Consider the following 17,270-nt stretch of genomic DNA (forward strand, 5'->3'; position numbering starts at 1 on the left):
GCAGGAATGAACGATACAGCAATCCGCTGCAAAGCAGCCCCGGTAATGCAGCGGTCTGATTGACTGTTACTCCCACCACTTGCAGAAGAGCGCATTCGTCCACCGCCGTGGGCCGGTGCCCAGGCCCACGGCGGTGATCTGCGAACGGGCGAGGATTCGTTTGATCTCGGGATAGATGTCCAGTTGGCACAAGGGCGCGATTTCTATGCCGTACTCAGCGTCCGGTCCGATTTTCGCGCGCATCGACTCCCGGAACGCAGCAAGGATATCGGCCCCTTGCTCACCTGTATCATCCACCGTGTCGAACGCTGTCGTGAAAAATGAATCGATGAACATCTCGGCATGACTGCCGGCTTTCATGAACTCGATGTAAGGCTCGGCATAGTTGCCACAGTCGATGCAGGCGCTGGAAATCTGCAGGGCAGGCCCATCGCATCCCGCGCAGTCTGCCGATGGCGATATGAGCCTGATGGCGTCGGCGACCGTCAGGTTGGCGTTGTCGACTTGCGCAGGGCGCTCATCTGGCGCGAGCAGTCGAACGATCGAGAACGCGCAGGGCTTTCTCTCCTGCAACGGATAGCCATACTGATCCTTGCGACCTGCGATCTCGACGTGCTTGAACAGGTTGGCGGAAATGTATGAGACCGCATCGTCCGTGTACTCGACGCTCACAAAACAGCCATCGAGCTCGTAGATGAACTGACCCTTGTCTTTCCTCATCGCTGGCGCGACCTTGGCGTCCACCAGGTCTTTGGGTTTGCCGATCGTGTCTCGACTGACCAGGTCCTCGAGCGTCCAGCAAGGCGCCCGGGCACAGGATGCGAAGGTTGCCGCCGAGATGGCTTTTACACCTTGATCCACCTTGTTGATCGCGCTGATGTTTCGCTCGGTTTGCTGGCTGTTTTCGACAGCGCTCTGGCGATCGGCTTCATAGGTGTAGATGGAAAACACAAAACCGAGGAGCCCGGTGATTGCCAGGATGCCGGTAACCAGTGGATGTCGGCCGACGAGTTCGACGGCCTGCTTCACGACGTTGATCCCGTTTCGTATCTTCACCGTGGGCCCTCCCGCGTTCGCTATCGTCGGGCGCGTTTCCTGCTGAAGGGTAGCCGAAGCGAACTGCCGGCGTAGTGCGTAATGGTGTTCACGTAAGAAAACCTGGTGTTTGTTGGGGCTGCTTTGCAGCCCTTCGCGGGTAAACCCGCTCCCACAGTGTTTGTGGGAGCGGGTTTACCCGCGAAGCGGACCCAACTACACGGCGTAGCGCAGAACAGTGGTCACGGGGTGGCCGGTGGCGCGTTCAAGGCCACCGCCGCTTCGCTGGTCAGCAGGCGGAAGGTGAAGCTTTCCTGCAGGTACAGTTCGACGTCGGTCGCCGAATGGCCGAGGTAGCCGATGGCGATGTCCTGGCCAAGGCTCAGCTCGAAATCCCCGCCGCGCACGGTCAGCACCAGCCCTCCGGCAATGGCCGGTGCCCAGATGATTTCTTCGTCCACCAGGCGACGAATGTGTTGCAGCAGCGGGTAGCCGTCCTCGCTGCCGCCGCTCAGGGCGGTGTAGACATCCGCCCCCAGCACCAGGCGGTACGGCCCCTCGACGCCGGCCAGGCGCAACTCGTCCAGCGCCTTGGCGATCACCCCCGGATAGTCCATCGCCGTGGCTGGCAGCGTCAGTGCGCTGTTGCTGGCGCCGGGGCGTATGCCGCCGATGCCCGCCGCCTTGTAGCCGTCGAAGATCGCCCGGTCCTCGGCGTAGGCGATCTTGCGCGCGGCTTCCTTCAGAGGCGCCCAGTCGGAGTCGGCGGACCCGCGCTCGACATCGTCGATCGCCTGGCGTGTGAGCTTGAACGGGATGCGCAGTTCCACCAGCGGCTTGACCAGTCGCCTGACGGCCTGCAGGCCATCGCCTGGGCTGTCGATCTTTTCGACATGCCCCGTGTCGATCGAGGCCAGGGTCGGGCCGCCGGCCTCGGGCACGTCGACGACGCGGCGCGCCGCCAGGTAGCGTTTCAGCGTGCGGCGTGCTTCCTCTTCTATCTGTTCCCACGCGGCTTTCGAGATTGGGGCGAGTTCGCGATGGAGATTATTCATGGCCTGGGCCTTCCTTCAGGGAGCCGATACCCAGCGAACCCTCGGGGGAGACGTGCCGGGCTGACGGATGGGGTTCGACATCGTCGACGACCGCTGCGCCGGTCGCCTCGCTGGTCACCGCGTCGAGGAACGTGGTGGTGGGTACGAAGAACAAGGACCCAGTCACCGCCCGGCTGACGTCGAGCAGGCGGTCGTAATTGCCGGGCGGGTTGCCGACGAACATGTTTTCGAGCATGCGCTCGGTGCGGGCCGGCGATCGCGCATAGCCGATGAAGTAGGTACCGAACTCACCCTTGCCGACGTCGCCGAAGGGCATGTTGTCGCGCAGTATCTGCAGGTCCTCGCCATTTTCCTCGATGCTGGTCAGCACGTTGTGCGCGTAGCTGGGCTTCTCGGCATCGGTCAGCTCGATGTCCGACAGCTTCCTGCGCCCTATGATCCTTTCCTGTTGTTCGACCGGGATCGCCTGCCATTTGTCCATGTCGTGCAGGTACTTCTGCACGATGACGTAGCTGCCGCCGATGAACGCGGCATCCTCGTCGCCGATCAGGGTTGCCTGTACAGCGGCCTGGGCCACCGGATTCTCGGTACCGTCGACGAAGCCCAGCAGGTCACGGTTGTCGAAGTACTTGAAGCCCTGCACCGTGTCGACCACGGTAACGACGCCCGCCAGGCGCGCCATGATCTGGCTGGCCAGTTCGAAGCACAGGTCCATGCGCGTGGCGCGGATATGGAACAGCAGGTCGCCGGGAGTGGAGGGGGCGTGGTGAACGCCGCGAATCTCCCGGAACGGGTGCAGTGCCTTGGGCCGTGGTGCGCCGAACAGGCGATCCCAGGCGTGGGAACCAATGCCCGTGACACACGACAGCGCACCGTCGGGGGTTCTGAACCCCACGCCGCGCACCAGGGATGAAAGGTCTGCGCAAAGCGCTCGAACGGTGGCTTCGCTCTGGGGTTCGGGGTTGATCGACACCACCAGAAAAATGGCGGCAGAGGTCAGTTGGGCTTCGACGGCCTGGGATGTGATCGACGGCACTGCGCCTCCTTGATGGCACTGCGGCACTGGCGTTTGCTGCGCAAGAAGCCCCGGGCGCGATCGCGATGGTGGGCCTTCCGCGCGCTCCAGCGATAGAGAATAGGGACGAATGTTCATGCCCACAAGGTCCGGTCACTGCCGCTGGCCTGTGTCATCGCAACTGGTAGGAGCGGGCGCCGGTACCGGCAAGCGCGCCACCGTGCACGATCAGGTATTCATCACGAATGGGCCGGTTGCCGAGGTAGTCCTGCAGGATTTCCAGCGTCCCTGCCGCATAGCGTGCCTGCGCCGACAGCGAGGTTCCGGAGATGTGCGGCGTCATGCCGTTGAACGGCATGCTTCGCCACGGGTGATCCGCCGGCGCGGGCTGCGGGAACCACACATCGCCGGCATAGCCGGCCAGCTGCCCTGACGCGAGGGCGCGCACCAGCGCATCGCGCTCCACCAGCTTGCCACGGGCACAGTTGAGCAGATAGGCGCCTCGTTTCATTTGCGCGAGCCGGGCATCGTCCAGCAGGTTTTCGGTGGCGGGGTAGAGCGGAATCTGCAGGTTGACGATGTCGGCGACGGGCAACAGCGAGGCCATGTCCGCGTGGTAGGTGAGCCCCAGTTCGTCCTCGATGTGCGGCGCCAGGCGATGACGCTGGAAGTAGTGAAGGTGCACGCCGAAGGGCTGCAGTCGACGCAACACGGCCATGCCGATGCGGCCCGCGCCGATGGTGGCGAAATGCATGCCTTCGATATCGTAGCTGCGCTCCACGCAATCGGCGATGTTCCAGCCGCCGTCGCCGGCGATCGCGTGTGCCGGCAGGTAGTTGCGCACCAGCACGAGGATCAGCATCACCACCTGCTCGGCGACGCTGATGCAGTTGGAACCGGTGACTTCGGTGACGGTGATGCCGGCCGCGGCGGCAGCGGCCAGGTCGACATGGTCGGAGCCGATCCCTGCGGTGATCACCAGTTTGAGCTTTCGTGCCTGGGCGATGCGCTCGGCGCTCAGGTAGGCGGGCCAGAAGGGTTGGGATATGACGATGTCGGCGTCGACCAGGTGACGCTCGAACGCGGAATCAGGCCCACGCTCGTCGCTGGTCACGATCAGCTCGTGACCGTGCTGTTCCAGGTAGGCGCGCAAACCCAGCCCACCGGAGACGCAGCCGACCAGCTCGCCAGGCTCGAAGCCCAGGGGTGGCGTCGGCGAGGGCGTCCGCTGGCCATCGGCGTAGGTATCGATGCGCGGGATCGTGCTGCGCGCATAGCGCGGAGGATAACCGGTGACGGGGTCCGGATAGAGCACACAGAGAACCTTGGCCATGACGAGTCCCTGACGTTGTCGGCTTGCGGGGAGCCAGAGATCAGGCCGTGGCGGTCCGCTCAAATGGCTCGGGTCATTGCGTGCGGCAGTGAAAATTCCAGCACATCGAGTGCGGATGTCCAGTTGCCCGGATGTGCGGTTTGCAAGGCATGGCGGTGTTTCGCACCATATGTCCGAAAATGGCGAGTCTCGCCCACGATGGGGGAATACGATGTCGTCTATGCCAAACATCATCGATCCTCCCGAAAGCGACGCCTGCTACCAGGCCCTGAAAGCGCACGATGCGCGCTTCGATGGCGCCTTTTTCGCCGCCGTGACCAGCACTGGCATCTACTGCCGACCGGTGTGTCGGGTGAAAACGCCACGGCGCGAGAACATCCGTTTCTATCGCCATGCCGCTCAGGCCGAGGCCGCGGGCTTCAGGCCATGCCTGCGCTGCCGCCCGGAACTGGCGCCGCGCGCGGCATCATGGAGCACCGAGGACGCCTCGCGCATCCTGGCGTTGCAGGCGGCGCGGCTTATGGACGAACCCGATGCCTTGAGCAGTATCGTCCCGGTACTCGCCAATCAGCCGCAGACCACGGGGGGCGCGATGGCGCGGATCGCAGGGCACCTGGGGGTGAGCGACCGCCACCTGCGACGGATCTTCGAGGCGCATTTCGGCGTGTCGCCCCTGCAGTACTTGCAGACCCGGCGCCTGCTGGCGGCCAAGCAGCTGATCGCCGACACGCAGCTGCCGATGACCCAGGTGGCACTTTCCAGCGGCTTTGCCAGCGTCCGGCGTTTCAACGACGCGTTTTCCCGACACTACGGGTTGAACCCCAGCGCCCTGCGCCGCGCCAGGTCTGTCGTGGATGGACAGGGCGCAAGCGTGCGGTTGGGCTGGCGCCCGCCTTATGACGTCGGTGCCATGCTCCAGTTTCTGCATCTGCGCGCCTTGTCCGGCGTGGAGCGTGTGCAGGGGTGGGAGTACGCGCGCACCTTGCAGGTCGTTCAGCGCGGACAGGCTTGCAGCGGCTGGCTGCGGGTACGTTTCGACGAGGCGCGTGCCCAGGTGCTGCTGACTGTCAGCGATTCATTGGCCGTTGCCTTGCCGACGCTGATCAGCCGCGTGCGCGCGGCGTTCGATCTGGACGCCGACCCGCAGGCCATTCACGCCTTGCTGCAGGCCACGTTCCCGGCGAGCGATGGCGTACGCGTACCGGGCACGCTGGAAGGGTTCGAGCTGGCCGTGCGCGCCGTGCTCGGCCAGCAGATCACGGTGGCCGCCGCATGCACGCTGGGCAAGCGCTTGGTCGCCGCTTTCGGGATGCCCGTCGAAACCCCGATCGCAGGGCTGGATCGCCTGTTTCCCACACCCGCCGCCCTGGCCACGGCCAGTGGCGACGCACTGGGTCGGCTGGGCATCACCCGTCAGCGTCAGGGCGCCTTGAAAGCGCTGGCCGAGGCCGTGCTGGACGGACGGCTGCTGCTGCGTCCAGGCGTGGACGTCGCGGCAACCTGCGCGGCATTGCGCGCCTTGCCTGGTATCGGTGACTGGACCGCACAGTACATCGCGCTCCGCGCGCTGCGCTGGCCCGATGCCTTTCCCGCGGGTGACGTGGCGCTGCACAAGGCCCTGGGCGTGAGCAGCGCGCGAGCCGCCACGCAGGCCGCCGAGGGCTGGCGGCCCTGGCGTGGCTATGCGGTGCTGCGCGCCTGGCAAGGGCTGGCGGCGCGCGATGCGACCCTCAACGCCTACAGCGGATCCGGACGCCATGCAGAGTGACCTGTTCGACATGATCGATGCACCGCTGGCCGTCGACACGGCGTTTCGAACCGCAAGGCGTGTCGCGCTCGATGCGCATTCCTGGGTCGAGGTCGTGCCCGATTGGCTGTCGGGTGCCGCGCAGCTCTACGAGCAGATGCGCCGCAGCGTGCCCTGGCGCGAACACGAACGGCGCATGTTCAACCGAACATTGCTCGAGCCGCGCATGACCGCGGTCTACCAGGACCTGCGCGAGGTGCGCGAAGAGGGCCTGCTGCAGGCTGTCAGTGCGCTATCGAACCACTACGGGGTGGTCTATGACGGTTTGTGGATGAATCTCTACCGCGACGGCAACGACAGTACCGGCTGGCACCGCGATCATCGCTCCTGCCGCAAGCTGGAGTGCATCGTGCCGGTGCTGACGCTGGGCACTTCCCGACGCTTCCTGATCAAGCCGGCGAAGGGCGGACGCTCCATCACGTTCAGGCCATCTTGCGGTGACCTGGTGGTGATGGGCGGGCGCGCCCAGCAGGACTGGCTGCATTGCGTGCCCAAGGAGCCGGGCATCGATGGCGCACGGATCAGTGTCAACTTCATGAGCACGGCCCAGGGCGTGCGCGACGGCAGGTAGCGCGCCCTGGCGGTCAGAAGTCCACGCTCGCCGACAGCTCGTAGGTGCGCGGCGCGCCGAGCCCCAGGGTCTGGGTAAGCGGTACGCCCCAATAGTCCTTGTCGGTGAGATTGCTGATGTTCGCGCGCAAGGTCAGCGGGCGGCTGGCCACCTGGGTGGTGAACCGCGCGCCGGCATCGAACAGCGTGTAACCCGGGATCGACAGGCTGTTGTCGTTGCTGATGTACTGCTTGGATTGCGAGGTGACGTTGCCCGTCAAGGTCAGCCCCTCCAGCCCGGGGACGTCCCACTCCAGGCCCAGTTTGCCCTGTAGCTTGGGATAGGCGGTGGCGGTCTTGCCGTCGTTCTTGCCGCCTTGGGTCTTGATCAGCTTGGGGTCGACATAGGCGACGCCGCCCATCAAGCGTACATCGGGCAGCGCTGCACCGAAGAAGCTCCACTCCACGCCTCGGTTACGCTGCTCGCCGCCAAACGAGAAGACATTGGTGGCCGGGTCGGTGTAACTGCTCGGACGCTTGATTTCATACAGCGCCAAGGTGTGGCTGAACGTGCCCAGGTCGAGCTTCAGGCCGATTTCCTTCTGTTTGGATTTGTAGGGCGCGAACACCTGGCCATGATTCGCCGCGGTGATCGGCGCGGCGGCGCCCTTGCTCAGGCCTTCGATGTAGTTGGCGTACAGCGACAGCTCGTCGGTCAGCTTGAACAGGATCGCCCCGGCGGGGGTGGTGGCGTGGGTATCGTAGCCGGGCTTGTTGCGCACGCCCTCGGCGACGTTGTAGCTGTCGGTGACCACCTCCTGGCGGCGTACGCCCAGGGTCAGCTGCGCGCGGCCATCGAGCACCGACAAGGTGTCGGCGATGCCGTAGCTTTTCAGGTCGTCCTCGGTGTGGGCGATCTGCGGCCAGGCTTCGGACACTTTCGGCCCCCAGCTTGGACGATAGATGTTGGTCGTCCAGCTGGAGCCCGCGGCGCGGCGGCCAAAGTCCTTTTTCGTCTCGCTGTACTGGGTCGCGTTGACCGACCACTGATGGTTGATGCCAAAGGTGTCGAAGTGGCCTCGCAGCCCGACCTCGGCGGAGGTCTTGTGAATCTCCATCTGCAGCTGGCCCATGGTGGTGGTGAGGTCGCCGGCGGCATTGTTCACCGTGGCCATCAGCGCGCCGCTGTACTTGTAGTCGGTCCTGCTGGTGCCGATCGCGCCATAGGCCAGCAGGTCGTCGCGCAGCTCGTACTCGCCGCGCAGGATGGCGCCTTTGTCCTTGGTTTCGACATAGGCCCAGTCGGGGTTGAGCAGCTTGTCGTTGCGCGGTGGCCTGGGCACCGGCACGCCATCGTCCAGGCCCATGCCACGGTTCTGGCCGCGGATATGATCATCGCTGTCGAACAGGTCGATGGACATGCGCGCACGCTCGCCGCGCCAGTCCAGGGCCAGCGAGGAAAGCACATTGCGTTGGCGCTGGTCGTCGATCGCCGCATCGCCGTCGCGGTACACGCCATTGAAGCGCACGCCGAACGCATTGTCCTCACCGAAGCGCCGGCCCACGTCGACATGCCCGCCCACCTGGGCGTCGGAGGCGTAGGTGGCGGTCAGTCGCGTCAGGGGCGTGTCGCCGGCGCGCTTGGGAATGAGATTGACGATCCCGCCCACCGAGCCACCGGGCGGCATGCCGTTGAGCAGGGCGGATGGGCCTTTGAGCACTTCGATGCGCTCGTACATCTCGGGCGATGCGCGGTAGTAGGGGGCCATGCCGAACAGCCCATCGACGGTCATGTCGCTGATGCTGGTCTGGAACCCACGGATCGAATAGTTCTCGCTGTAGGTCCCGGTGAGGCCGTTGCTGAACACCGAGGGGTCGGTGGCGGCGATCACGTCGGTGATGTCCTTGGCTTGCAGGTCCTGGATATAGGTGTCGGTGTAGCTGATCGTGCTGAACGGGGTCTCCATGAAGTCCTTGTTGCCCAGCAGCCCGACGCGGCCGCCAGTGGCCACTTGCCCGCCCGCGTAGACCGGTGGCAGCGGATCGGTGGCATCGGCAAGGGCATCGACCAGGGTGGCGGGCAGCTCTGGCACTGCCGGCTTTTCGTCGGTCGTGCGTGGCGTCTGTTCGCTATCGGCCGCCAGGGTGGGCACTGGCGAAAGTGCGCAGGCGCCCAGGGCAAGACCGACCAGCACGGCGTGTGCCAATGGCTTTCGTTGCAGCGCGGGAGGCATGAGGGCAAGACTCGAGCGGGTGGGGCTGGGCAGATGGGACACGCGATGGCTCCAATGGATGGCAGTGGTTGTATTTCAAAAGCGAAGTCGTAAGGCGAATGAGAATCAAAAGCTTACGTGATCGAACGCGCCTGCGGCGCGTGCGAATCAGTCCTGATAACCCTTGAGCACGTCGTCCACGATCAGCGCCAGCGACGTCGGGCTGGCGGCGGTGACGTACCAGGCCTCGGGGTCGACGAACACCACGCGCCCGTTTTTCCAGGCATTGGTCTGGCGCAGCAGCGGGTTGCCCAATGTCTGGGCCGTCATCAACGGGCGATGCTCCATCACCGCGGTACGGTCAACGACATAGAGGATGTCGGGGTTGGTCTGCTGGATGAACTCGCTTGCGATCGGTTGGCCGTGCAGGCCGGTCTCGCGGGTCATGGTGGCCGGCTTGACGCCCAGGTCGTTGTAGATGAACCCATAGCGCGACTGCACGCCAAAGGCACTGAACGCGCCGTTGTTGTGCAGCACCACCAGGGCCCGTTCCGGGCGATCGCGGATGACACGGCGTGCCTGGTCGAGCTTGGCCTCGAGCTCGGCGGTCTTCTGCCGGGCCAGCGCCTGCTTGCCGAACACCTGGCCAAGGCTGGCCAGGTGCTGCTTGATCAGGGCGATATGCCCGACCTCGCTGTCGCGGTAATCCACGTCGAAATGCAGGGTCGGCGCCATCTCGCTCAGCTCGGCATAGTGCTTGGCCTGCAAGGAGGTGATCAGGATCAGGTCGGGCCGCGCGGCGTGTACCCGCTCCAGGTTGGGCTGCACGATCGAACCAATATCCACGATCTGCGGGTCGTACTTGTAGCGCGCCAGGAAACGCGGCACGAAATCCTTCGGCATGCCGGCCACCGCCACCCCGAGCTGGTCGAGGAAGTCGACTTCGTTCATGTCCAGGGCCACGGCGCGCTGCGGGGAGCGACTGATCACGGTGGTGCCCAGCTTGTGCTGGACGCTGACGGGCGCGTAGTCGCCGTGATGAGCGCTCGCCGCCGTCGTGCTGGCCGCGTCCTGGGGAGCATCGCATGCGTTCAGGGTCAGGGCTGCGCCCAGCAGCAGCGCCCGAGGCCAGTGGTCGAGATTCATCGCAGTTCTCCTGGTGGGTTGAAGTAGTTGCACAGTCGGCCGCTCGCGCCATGGGTGATTTCGAAATCCAGCCCGTACAGCGCTTGCAACTGTTGTTCGGTCACCACGTCGTCGACGCTGCCCGCGCAATGGATCTGGCCGTCGCGCATGGCGACGATGTGATCGGAGTAGCTGGCGGCGAAGTTGATGTCGTGCACGACCAGGATCACCGTGCGCCCGAACTCGTCGCAGAGCCGGCGCAGCGCGCGCATGATGCGTACCGCATGGTGCATGTCGAGGTTGTTCAGCGGCTCGTCGAGCAACAGGTAGTCGGTCTGCTGGGCGATGGTCATGGCCAGGAACGCCATTTGCCGCTGGCCGCCGCTGAGCTCGTCGAGGTAGGCCTCGCGCAGCGGCTCCAGGGAGAGGAAGGCGAGCGCTTCGTCGACGGCCCGATGGTCTTCGCGGGTGAGGGCGCCGCGGCTATGGGGGAATCGACCGAAGGCGACCAGCTCGGCGACGCTCAGGCGCAGGTTGAAATCCAGCTGCTGGCGCAGGGTGGCGACGCGCCGGGCATAGTCGCCGATGGCGATGCCGCTGATCGAGCGCCCGTCCAGGCGTACGTCGCCCCGATCGGGTTCGAGCAACCGGGCGAGCATCATCAGCAAGGTCGTCTTGCCGGCGCCATTGGGGCCGATCAGCGAGGTCAGGCGCCGGCTTGGAAAACAGCTGTTCACGGCGCTCAGCACAGCCTTGCCGCCGTAGGTTTTATGCAGGTCGTGGACGCTGATCATGCGCCTCCTCGGTTACGCACCATCAGGGCGAGGAAGTAGGTGCCACACACCAGGTTCACGAGAATGCCGACGGTGGTCCTGTAGTTGAAGACATGCTCGACCAGCAACTGGGCGGCAATGAAAACGGCGACGGCCACGACACTGCCGAGCACCAGGGTGGTCCGATGGCGGAACGTGCCGGCCACGGCATAGGTGATGTTGGCGACGAACACGCCCATGAACGCGGTGGGGCCGAGCAGGCTGGTCGAAATCGCCACCAGCGCGGCGATCACGGCCAGATGCAGGCGCACGTTGCGCGGGTGGTCCACGCCCAGGGAGATGGCCTGGTCACGCCCTAGTGCCAGTACGTCGAGCACCCGCACCGACCGAGCCTGCACGGCGCACAGGGCCGCCACCAGCAAGGCCGAGCCGAGCAGCAGTGGCGTCGAGGTGTAATGGAAGGAGGCTTGGGTCTGGCCCTGCAGCATCGAGAATTCGCCGGGGCTGACCTTGAGCTGGACGAATTGCGTGAGGGTGGTCATGACCAGGCTCAGCACCAGCCCGACCAGCAGCAGGAAATACACGTCGCATTTGCCGTCGCGAAACAGCCAGCGATGCAGCGCCCATGAGTAGCCGAGCATCAGCAGCAGCGAAACCGCGAAGTTGCCTGCGCTGCCGAGCAACTGCGCCCCTTGCACGCCCATGCCCAGCACCAGCACGGACTGCAACAACAGGTAGACGGCTTCGTAGCCCATCACCGCCGGGGTGAGAATCCGGTTGTTCGAGAGGGTCTGGAAGGCGATGGCGGAGCAGGCCACGCACACACCGCCGAGGACCATCGCACTCAGCCGCGCGAGGCGCTTGGGTATCACGTAGTCGAGGTCCAGCCCGGAATCGATGAACACGAACACCAATGCCAGTACCAGCGCCGTCGCCCATGCCAGGCGCTGACCGTTCATCGTCGCCTCCAGAGGATCAGCCCCAGGAAGACAAGGCCGCCCAGGCCGCCTGCGGTCAGGCCGATAGGCACTTCGTAGGGGTGGATGAGCAGCCGCCCGAGCAGGTCGCAGGCCAGCAGCATCGCGGCGCCGCCCAGGGCAACGAGGGGCAGGGTATGGCGCAGGTTGTCGCCATGGCGCAGGGCGACTAGGTTGGGAATCACCAGGCCGACGAAGGGGATCGAACCGACGGCGATCACGCTGGCGGACACCGTCACCGCCACCAGCATCAGGCCCAGCGCCACGTTGGCGGTGTAGTTCAGGCCCAGGCTGGTGGCCATGCCTTCGCCCATGCCGAGCACCGTGAAGCGCTGTGCGTACAGGTAGGTCAGCACGATGATCGGCAAGATGACGTAGATGATTTCGTAACGGCCTTGCACCACCCTGGAAAAGTCGCCCAGCACCCAGCCCTGCATGCTTTGCATCAGGTTGAAACGGTAGGCGTAGCATTCGGCCAGGGCGCTCAGCACGCCGCCGTACATCAGGCCGATGACCGGCACCAGTACCGCATTGCGGGCACGGATGCGGCGGATGATGGCGATGAACAGCAGGCTGGCGGCAAAGCACGAGGCCAGGGCGAACAGCATGCGCGGCAGCGCCCCGGCCGCCGGTGCGAGGCCCAGCGACAGCAGGATACCCAGCCGGGCGGCGTCGAGCCCGCCAGTGGTGCCGGGCTCGACGAAGCGATTGCGCGCGATCTGTTGCAGGATCACGCCGCACACCGCCAGCCCGACGCCGACCAGGATCAGCGCGGCCAGGCGCGGCAAGCGACTGGCGGTCAGGGTCAGCCAGGTGTCGCCGTGCAGCGCCAGCAGCTGGGACCACGCCAGCTCGCGGGCGCCCACCGCCAGCGAGGCGAGACACAGCAAGGCGAACATGAGAAGCCACGGCAACCGCATCAGTCGGGTTCCACCTGCGCCGCGGTGCTGCGCCAGCCGTTGGCGGCGCGGCTTTGTTCGAGCAGGTGGGCATAGCGCCCGCCGCTGGCGCGCAAGGCCTCGGGCGAACCTTGTTCGACCACCTGGCCGGCCTCCAGCACCACGACGTGATCCGCCATGCTGATGGTGCCGAGCTGGTGCGCACTGACCACCAGCGTGCAGCGGCCACGCAGGTTGCGCAGGGTTTCGCTGATCAGCGCCTGGTTCTGCGCGTCAAGGGCGGCGGTGGCTTCGTCCACCAGCAGGATGGGGGCTTGCCTGACCAGTGCCCGGGCAATGCTCACCCGCTGGCGTTCGCCACCGGACAGCCTCGCGCCGCCTTCGCCCACCGGCGTCGCGAGGCCCTGAGGCAGGCGTTGCAGGACCTCCGTCAGGCCCGCCAGGCGGGCGGCTTGCAGCACCTCGTGCGCACCAGCGTCAGGCTTGCCGATGCGAATGTTGGCGGCGATGTCGCCCTGGAACAGCCAGGTGTCCTGCAGCACCTGGCTGAGCGTGTCGGTCAGGGTGGCGCGGGCTATCTGGCGCACATCCACATGGCCGATCCGCACGCTGCCTTCGCTGGCATCGAAGAACCGCGCGATCAGGCGCAACAGCGAGGTCTTGCCCGAGCCCGAGGCACCGATGATCGCAACCATGCTGCCTGCCGGAACATGCAGGTCCACCTTGCGCAGCACGTCGGGGCCGTCGGCGCTGTAGCGCAGGCTCACGCCTTGCAGGTCGATCGAGCCGTCCATTGGCCGTTGGGGCGAGGCGGGCTCCGGCAGGGGCTCTGTCGAGAGGATTCGCTCGATTTCCCTGAGCTGGCCCTGCGCGCCGCGCAGGATTTCCACATGGCTGGCCACATCCTGCAACGGGTCGATGAAACGGCAAACCAGCAACAATGCCGCGACCACCGCGAGCACCTCCTGCGGCTGGCCGCCGACTTGGCTCCCCAGCCACAGGCCGGCGGCCAGCAGCAAGGCGGCGAACGTCGCCTGCACGGCCCAGCTGTTGAGCAATGCCGCCAATGTGGCGCGGGCGATCAGGCCCTTGGCGCTGCCGTGCTGACGTTGGAGGCTTTGCTCCAGCAGGCGCGTGCCGCCGCCTGTGCCATTGAAGGCGCGCAGCACCGACTGGGCCTGGGCGAACTCGAGCATGCGCTGGCTGGTTTCGGCGAAGTGCTGGTGAAACGTCCGCTCGGCCTGGTGTCCCAGGCGCGCGCTGCACAGCATCACCGCGACCAGGAGCGGCAGCGCCAGCAGGGCGATCAGGCCCAGCGGCCCATGCAGGGCGAACAGCGCCGGCACGAGTACCAATGGCGCGATCGCGCCGCTGATCAAGGGTGTGAGCACATGAGCCGGCAACTGCGCCACGGCCATCGTGCCTTGGCTGATGACGTGGCTAAGGCGGGCACTGTTGTCGGCGCTGAACCAGCCCAGCGGCAAGCGCGCCATATGCGCGCCGATCTGCTGGCGACCGCTGCGCAGCACGGCAACGGCGACGGCCACGCCAGCCTGCTCGACACGGCGTCGCCAGGCCCAACACAGGGCCATGCCGACCGCCAGGGCCGCGAGCCAGGCGCTGGCACCACGGATATCGCCGCCCAGCAGGTGCGACATGACAGGTGCCACGCTGCTGATGGTCAGGCCACTGAAGACGCCATACAGCACGGTCATCAGCAGGTAGCGACGCAGGATCGGGGCGTTGTCGCCGAGCAGGCGAGTCAAGGTGTTCAGCATGCCGACGGCGCCTTGTTCTGGGAGGTCTGGTAGTGGCCTTGGGTCCAGAGCCGGGCATACAAGCCCCGCTGTGCCAGCAATTCGTCGTGGCGGCCCTGTTCGCGCAGGGTGCCGCGGTCGACCACCAGGATCTGGTCGGCGTGCCTGATCGTGTCCAGCCGGTGGGCGATGACCAGCAGGGTTCGGCCCTGGCCGAACAGCGACAGGGCCTGCTGAATCGCCGCCTCGCTTTCGACGTCGGCTGACGCGGTGGCTTCGTCGAGCACCAGCACCGGTGGATCGAGCAGCACGGCGCGGGCGATGCTCAGGCGCTGCTGTTCGCCACCGGAGAGCTGCGCATCCTCGCCGATGACCGAGTCATAGCCGCGCGGCAAGCGCAGGATGCGCTCATGGATGCTGGCCAGGCGGGCGGCGGCTTCGATTTCCCCACGGGTTGCCGTGGGCCGGCCGAGCGCGATGTTGTCGGCGAGGCTGGCGTGGATCAGCCGCACGTCCTGCAGCACGAAGCCGATCCGTTGGTACAGTTCGCGGCTCTCGATCTGCCGCAGGTCGACGCCACCCAGTGTGATGCGCCCGGCATCGGGGTCGAAAAAGCGCAGCAGCAGGCGTGCCAGGCTCGACTTGCCGGCGCCGGAGGGGCCGACGATGGCCGTGGTGGTTCCCGGTGTCAGGGTGAAACTGATGTCGTCGAGCACGTTGCTGCCCGGAACATAGGCGTGGCTGACCCGTTCCACACGTATCTCGCTACCGCTTGGCTGGTGGCCGGCGGCAGGGGGCGCCAGCACGGGGGTGTCCAGCAGGGCCAGCACTCGCCGGGCCGCACCGACGGCATTGTTGAGGTCATGGGTGATGTAGTGCAGCAGCTGCAAAGGGGCGCACAACCCAGGCGTCACCAGGACGAAAGGCAGCAGGTCCAGCGGTTCGGCCCACCCCAGGAAGATGAACAGCATGCCGGTCAACAGCGCCAGCCCCAGTACCGACACCGGCGCGATCAAGGCATTGACCTTGGCCATCGAGGCGACCAGTGGGCGAGTGAAGCCGGTGAAGGTGTCGGCAAAGGCATCGACGGCGTCGCGATAGCGATCCTGGGCGTTGCCGCGGTCACCGAACGCCCTGACCAGTGGCATGCCGTTGACGAACTCCACCACGGCGTTGTCGATGCGCGCCATGCCCGCGATCACCTCGCCCATATGCGCGCCACTGGCATCGATGGCCCGCCGCAGGAACAGGAAAAAGGCCGGGAAGGGCAGCAGCGCGACCAGCGCCAGGCGCCAGTCGGTGGCGAACAGATAGGCCACTGAAACCAGCACCGCGCCCGCCGCGCGGCCCAACGTCGTGTAGAAGTGCGCGGTCAGGCTGTGCAAGGTACCGATGTCGTCCTGGAGCGTGCGTTTCACATCGCTCGAGGCACGCTCGCTGAACCAGCCGAGCGGGACCTGCATCAGGCGTTGGCCGATGGCGCTACGCAGCTGGTGGGTCAGTTGGTTGTCGGCCAGGTGCGCGAGCCACTCGCCGGTGGTGATCATGGCCATGCCGGTGAACAGGCTGGCCACACTGGCCACGACGACCGGGACGATGGCGTCGGGCGCGCCGGTATCGGTCAAGGCCAGGCGCGCGAGATGGGCGATGCCCGCCAGTGGCACGAGTGTCAGCATCGCCCCCACTGCCGCCAGCAGCGTGGCGACGAACAGCCGGCCGCGAATGGGGGCCAGTACGCGGTTGATGGGGTTGCGAATCTCGGGCTCGGCAGGAGCGGCACTGTGCGGCGACGCTGAAGGATTGGACATGAAGCGGGCCTGGAAAGCTGGAAATTAATTAGTTGCATGACTATAAACTAATTTGCGAAAACCCGACAAGACGGCTACAAGACGGTCTTCACCAAGCCTGGAGAAATTGATGCAAGCCCCACCCCGATCCCCCGGACGCGGTCGCCCTCGTACCATCACCCGTGAACGGATTGCCGACGTGAGCATCGCCATCGGCCTGCCCGACCTGACCTTCGTGGGTGTCGCCGCCGCGTTGGGGGTGAGCCATATGGCGCTGTACAAGCACGTGCCGAATATCGAGGCGCTCAAGTGCCTGGTGGCCGAGGAAGTCTTCCAGCGCTGGCAGATCCCGCAGGCCTGCGCCGACTCAGCGCAAGACCTGCAGGCGTACCTGATGGGCTTCGCGGCGTCCGTGCAGGCGTTCGTCAAGGCGCACCCAGGGCTTACGCCCTACGTGATTCGCCGGTTGGCGGCGACGCAGGCGATGATCGACAAGATCAACGATCATCAAGCGCACATCGCCCAGGCCTATGGCTTGAGCTTGGAGCAGTCGCGCTGGCTGTTGTCCACGGTGGCGTTCCATGGCTTCGCGGTGGCCGACTCGGTGTACAGCGTTTCGGCCCGTGAGCCGCTGCTGGATGTCGATCGCGCGGGGGAAGAGTCGGAGATGGAGCAGGAACTGAGCGAGGGAATGCGTGCCTTGATCGTGGGCGCGCTCGTATTGCTCGCGCAGCGCTGAGAGCCATCCCTTTCAAGGTGTTCGCCGCAACCCTTGCAGCGCCTATCAGATCGAGCGCCGCCCGCGCGGCGCATCGCGACGCAAGGCCGCTCCTACATTTGTTGCAACGTGCCGAACCTGTGAGGCCATGGTTGCCCGCCTTGGTGCATGCCTCAAGCCAGGCGAGGCGCCAGCAGTGCCCACCTTGATACCGCGTCGTACCAACA

The 17,270-nt window shown here is 65.7% G+C and carries 14 protein-coding genes; 3 read left to right on the forward strand and 11 right to left on the reverse strand.

The features are described 5' to 3' along the window. Positions 1-66 precede the first annotated feature (66 nt). From N5D48_RS16115 to N5D48_RS16130, 4 genes are all read right to left on the reverse strand, one after another. Complete coding sequence (locus tag N5D48_RS16115) at positions 67-1,029, reverse strand: hypothetical protein (RefSeq protein WP_279886012.1); 963 nt, start codon at positions 1,027-1,029, stop codon at positions 67-69. A 248-nt stretch (positions 1,030-1,277) separates the two neighbouring features. Then, complete coding sequence (locus N5D48_RS16120) at positions 1,278-2,090, reverse strand: family 1 encapsulin nanocompartment shell protein (RefSeq protein WP_279886015.1); 813 nt, start codon at positions 2,088-2,090, stop codon at positions 1,278-1,280. Next, positions 2,083-3,126, reverse strand: coding sequence for a Dyp-type peroxidase (locus N5D48_RS16125; protein WP_279886017.1), 1,044 nt, complete (start codon positions 3,124-3,126; stop codon positions 2,083-2,085). The genes N5D48_RS16120 and N5D48_RS16125 overlap by 8 nt, the downstream gene beginning before the upstream one ends. Positions 3,127-3,277: 151 nt before the next feature. Then, positions 3,278-4,438 (reverse strand): NAD-dependent formate dehydrogenase, encoded by a 1,161-nt coding sequence (locus tag N5D48_RS16130; RefSeq protein WP_279886020.1) that lies wholly within the window; start codon positions 4,436-4,438, stop codon positions 3,278-3,280. 211 nt (positions 4,439-4,649) lie between these two features. Here N5D48_RS16130 and N5D48_RS16135 point away from each other — a divergent pair, with 211 nt between their 5' ends. Beyond that, complete coding sequence (locus tag N5D48_RS16135) at positions 4,650-6,206, forward strand: AlkA N-terminal domain-containing protein (protein WP_279886023.1); 1,557 nt, start codon at positions 4,650-4,652, stop codon at positions 6,204-6,206. Next, a complete protein-coding gene (locus tag N5D48_RS16140; protein WP_279886026.1) occupies positions 6,196-6,816 on the forward strand; it encodes an alpha-ketoglutarate-dependent dioxygenase AlkB in 621 nt (206 codons plus the stop codon). Before N5D48_RS16135 ends, N5D48_RS16140 begins: the two co-directional genes overlap by 11 nt. 13 nt (positions 6,817-6,829) lie before the next feature. Here N5D48_RS16140 and N5D48_RS16145 read toward each other — a convergent pair whose 3' ends face one another. The 7 genes from N5D48_RS16145 to N5D48_RS16175 form a co-directional block, all read right to left on the reverse strand. Next, positions 6,830-9,028, reverse strand: coding sequence for a TonB-dependent siderophore receptor (locus N5D48_RS16145; protein ID WP_347881630.1), 2,199 nt, complete (start codon positions 9,026-9,028; stop codon positions 6,830-6,832). Between the two features lie 147 nt (positions 9,029-9,175). Then, positions 9,176-10,153, reverse strand: coding sequence for a siderophore ABC transporter substrate-binding protein (locus N5D48_RS16150; RefSeq protein WP_279886030.1), 978 nt, complete (start codon positions 10,151-10,153; stop codon positions 9,176-9,178). Continuing rightward, a complete protein-coding gene (locus N5D48_RS16155; RefSeq protein ID WP_279886033.1) occupies positions 10,150-10,926 on the reverse strand; it encodes an ATP-binding cassette domain-containing protein in 777 nt (258 codons plus the stop codon). Before N5D48_RS16155 ends, N5D48_RS16150 begins: the two co-directional genes overlap by 4 nt. Then, on the reverse strand, positions 10,923-11,864 hold the full coding sequence (locus N5D48_RS16160; RefSeq protein ID WP_279886036.1) for an iron chelate uptake ABC transporter family permease subunit: 942 nt from the start codon (positions 11,862-11,864) through the stop codon (positions 10,923-10,925). Before N5D48_RS16160 ends, N5D48_RS16155 begins: the two co-directional genes overlap by 4 nt. After that, a complete protein-coding gene (locus N5D48_RS16165) occupies positions 11,861-12,802 on the reverse strand; it encodes an iron chelate uptake ABC transporter family permease subunit (RefSeq protein ID WP_279886038.1) in 942 nt (313 codons plus the stop codon). Before N5D48_RS16165 ends, N5D48_RS16160 begins: the two co-directional genes overlap by 4 nt. Beyond that, positions 12,802-14,559: an ABC transporter ATP-binding protein gene (locus tag N5D48_RS16170; RefSeq protein ID WP_279886041.1), complete on the reverse strand. Its 1,758-nt coding sequence runs from the start codon at positions 14,557-14,559 to the stop codon at positions 12,802-12,804. Before N5D48_RS16170 ends, N5D48_RS16165 begins: the two co-directional genes overlap by 1 nt. Beyond that, positions 14,553-16,346 carry an ABC transporter ATP-binding protein gene (locus N5D48_RS16175; protein WP_279886043.1) on the reverse strand — a complete coding sequence of 598 codons (1,794 nt, stop codon included), beginning with the start codon at positions 16,344-16,346 and terminating at the stop codon, positions 14,553-14,555. The genes N5D48_RS16170 and N5D48_RS16175 overlap by 7 nt, the downstream gene beginning before the upstream one ends. A 109-nt stretch (positions 16,347-16,455) precedes the next feature. On the opposite strand from N5D48_RS16175, the gene N5D48_RS16180 reads away from it, so the two are divergent. Continuing rightward, entirely contained in the window at positions 16,456-17,064 is a 609-nt protein-coding gene (locus N5D48_RS16180; protein ID WP_279886046.1) for a TetR/AcrR family transcriptional regulator, read from the forward strand. Positions 17,065-17,270 lie beyond the last annotated feature (206 nt).

This window comes from Pseudomonas sp. GD03858 (assembly GCF_029840925.1).
Taxonomy (GTDB): Bacteria; Pseudomonadota; Gammaproteobacteria; order Pseudomonadales; family Pseudomonadaceae; genus Aquipseudomonas.

Coding starts and splice junctions, on each gene's coding strand:
- N5D48_RS16120 (WP_279886015.1), bottom strand. CDS start 2,090: ATGAATAATCTCCATCGCGAACTCGCCCCAATCTCGAAAGCCGCGTGG.
- N5D48_RS16130 (WP_279886020.1), bottom strand. CDS start 4,438: ATGGCCAAGGTTCTCTGTGTGCTCTATCCGGACCCCGTCACCGGTTAT.
- N5D48_RS16135 (WP_279886023.1), top strand. CDS start 4,650: ATGTCGTCTATGCCAAACATCATCGATCCTCCCGAAAGCGACGCCTGC.
- N5D48_RS16140 (WP_279886026.1), top strand. CDS start 6,196: ATGCAGAGTGACCTGTTCGACATGATCGATGCACCGCTGGCCGTCGAC.
- N5D48_RS16145 (WP_347881630.1), bottom strand. CDS start 9,028: ATGCCTCCCGCGCTGCAACGAAAGCCATTGGCACACGCCGTGCTGGTC.
- N5D48_RS16150 (WP_279886030.1), bottom strand. CDS start 10,153: ATGAATCTCGACCACTGGCCTCGGGCGCTGCTGCTGGGCGCAGCCCTG.
- N5D48_RS16155 (WP_279886033.1), bottom strand. CDS start 10,926: ATGATCAGCGTCCACGACCTGCATAAAACCTACGGCGGCAAGGCTGTG.
- N5D48_RS16160 (WP_279886036.1), bottom strand. CDS start 11,864: ATGAACGGTCAGCGCCTGGCATGGGCGACGGCGCTGGTACTGGCATTG.
- N5D48_RS16165 (WP_279886038.1), bottom strand. CDS start 12,802: ATGCGGTTGCCGTGGCTTCTCATGTTCGCCTTGCTGTGTCTCGCCTCG.
- N5D48_RS16170 (WP_279886041.1), bottom strand. CDS start 14,559: ATGCTGAACACCTTGACTCGCCTGCTCGGCGACAACGCCCCGATCCTG.
- N5D48_RS16175 (WP_279886043.1), bottom strand. CDS start 16,346: ATGTCCAATCCTTCAGCGTCGCCGCACAGTGCCGCTCCTGCCGAGCCC.
- N5D48_RS16180 (WP_279886046.1), top strand. CDS start 16,456: ATGCAAGCCCCACCCCGATCCCCCGGACGCGGTCGCCCTCGTACCATC.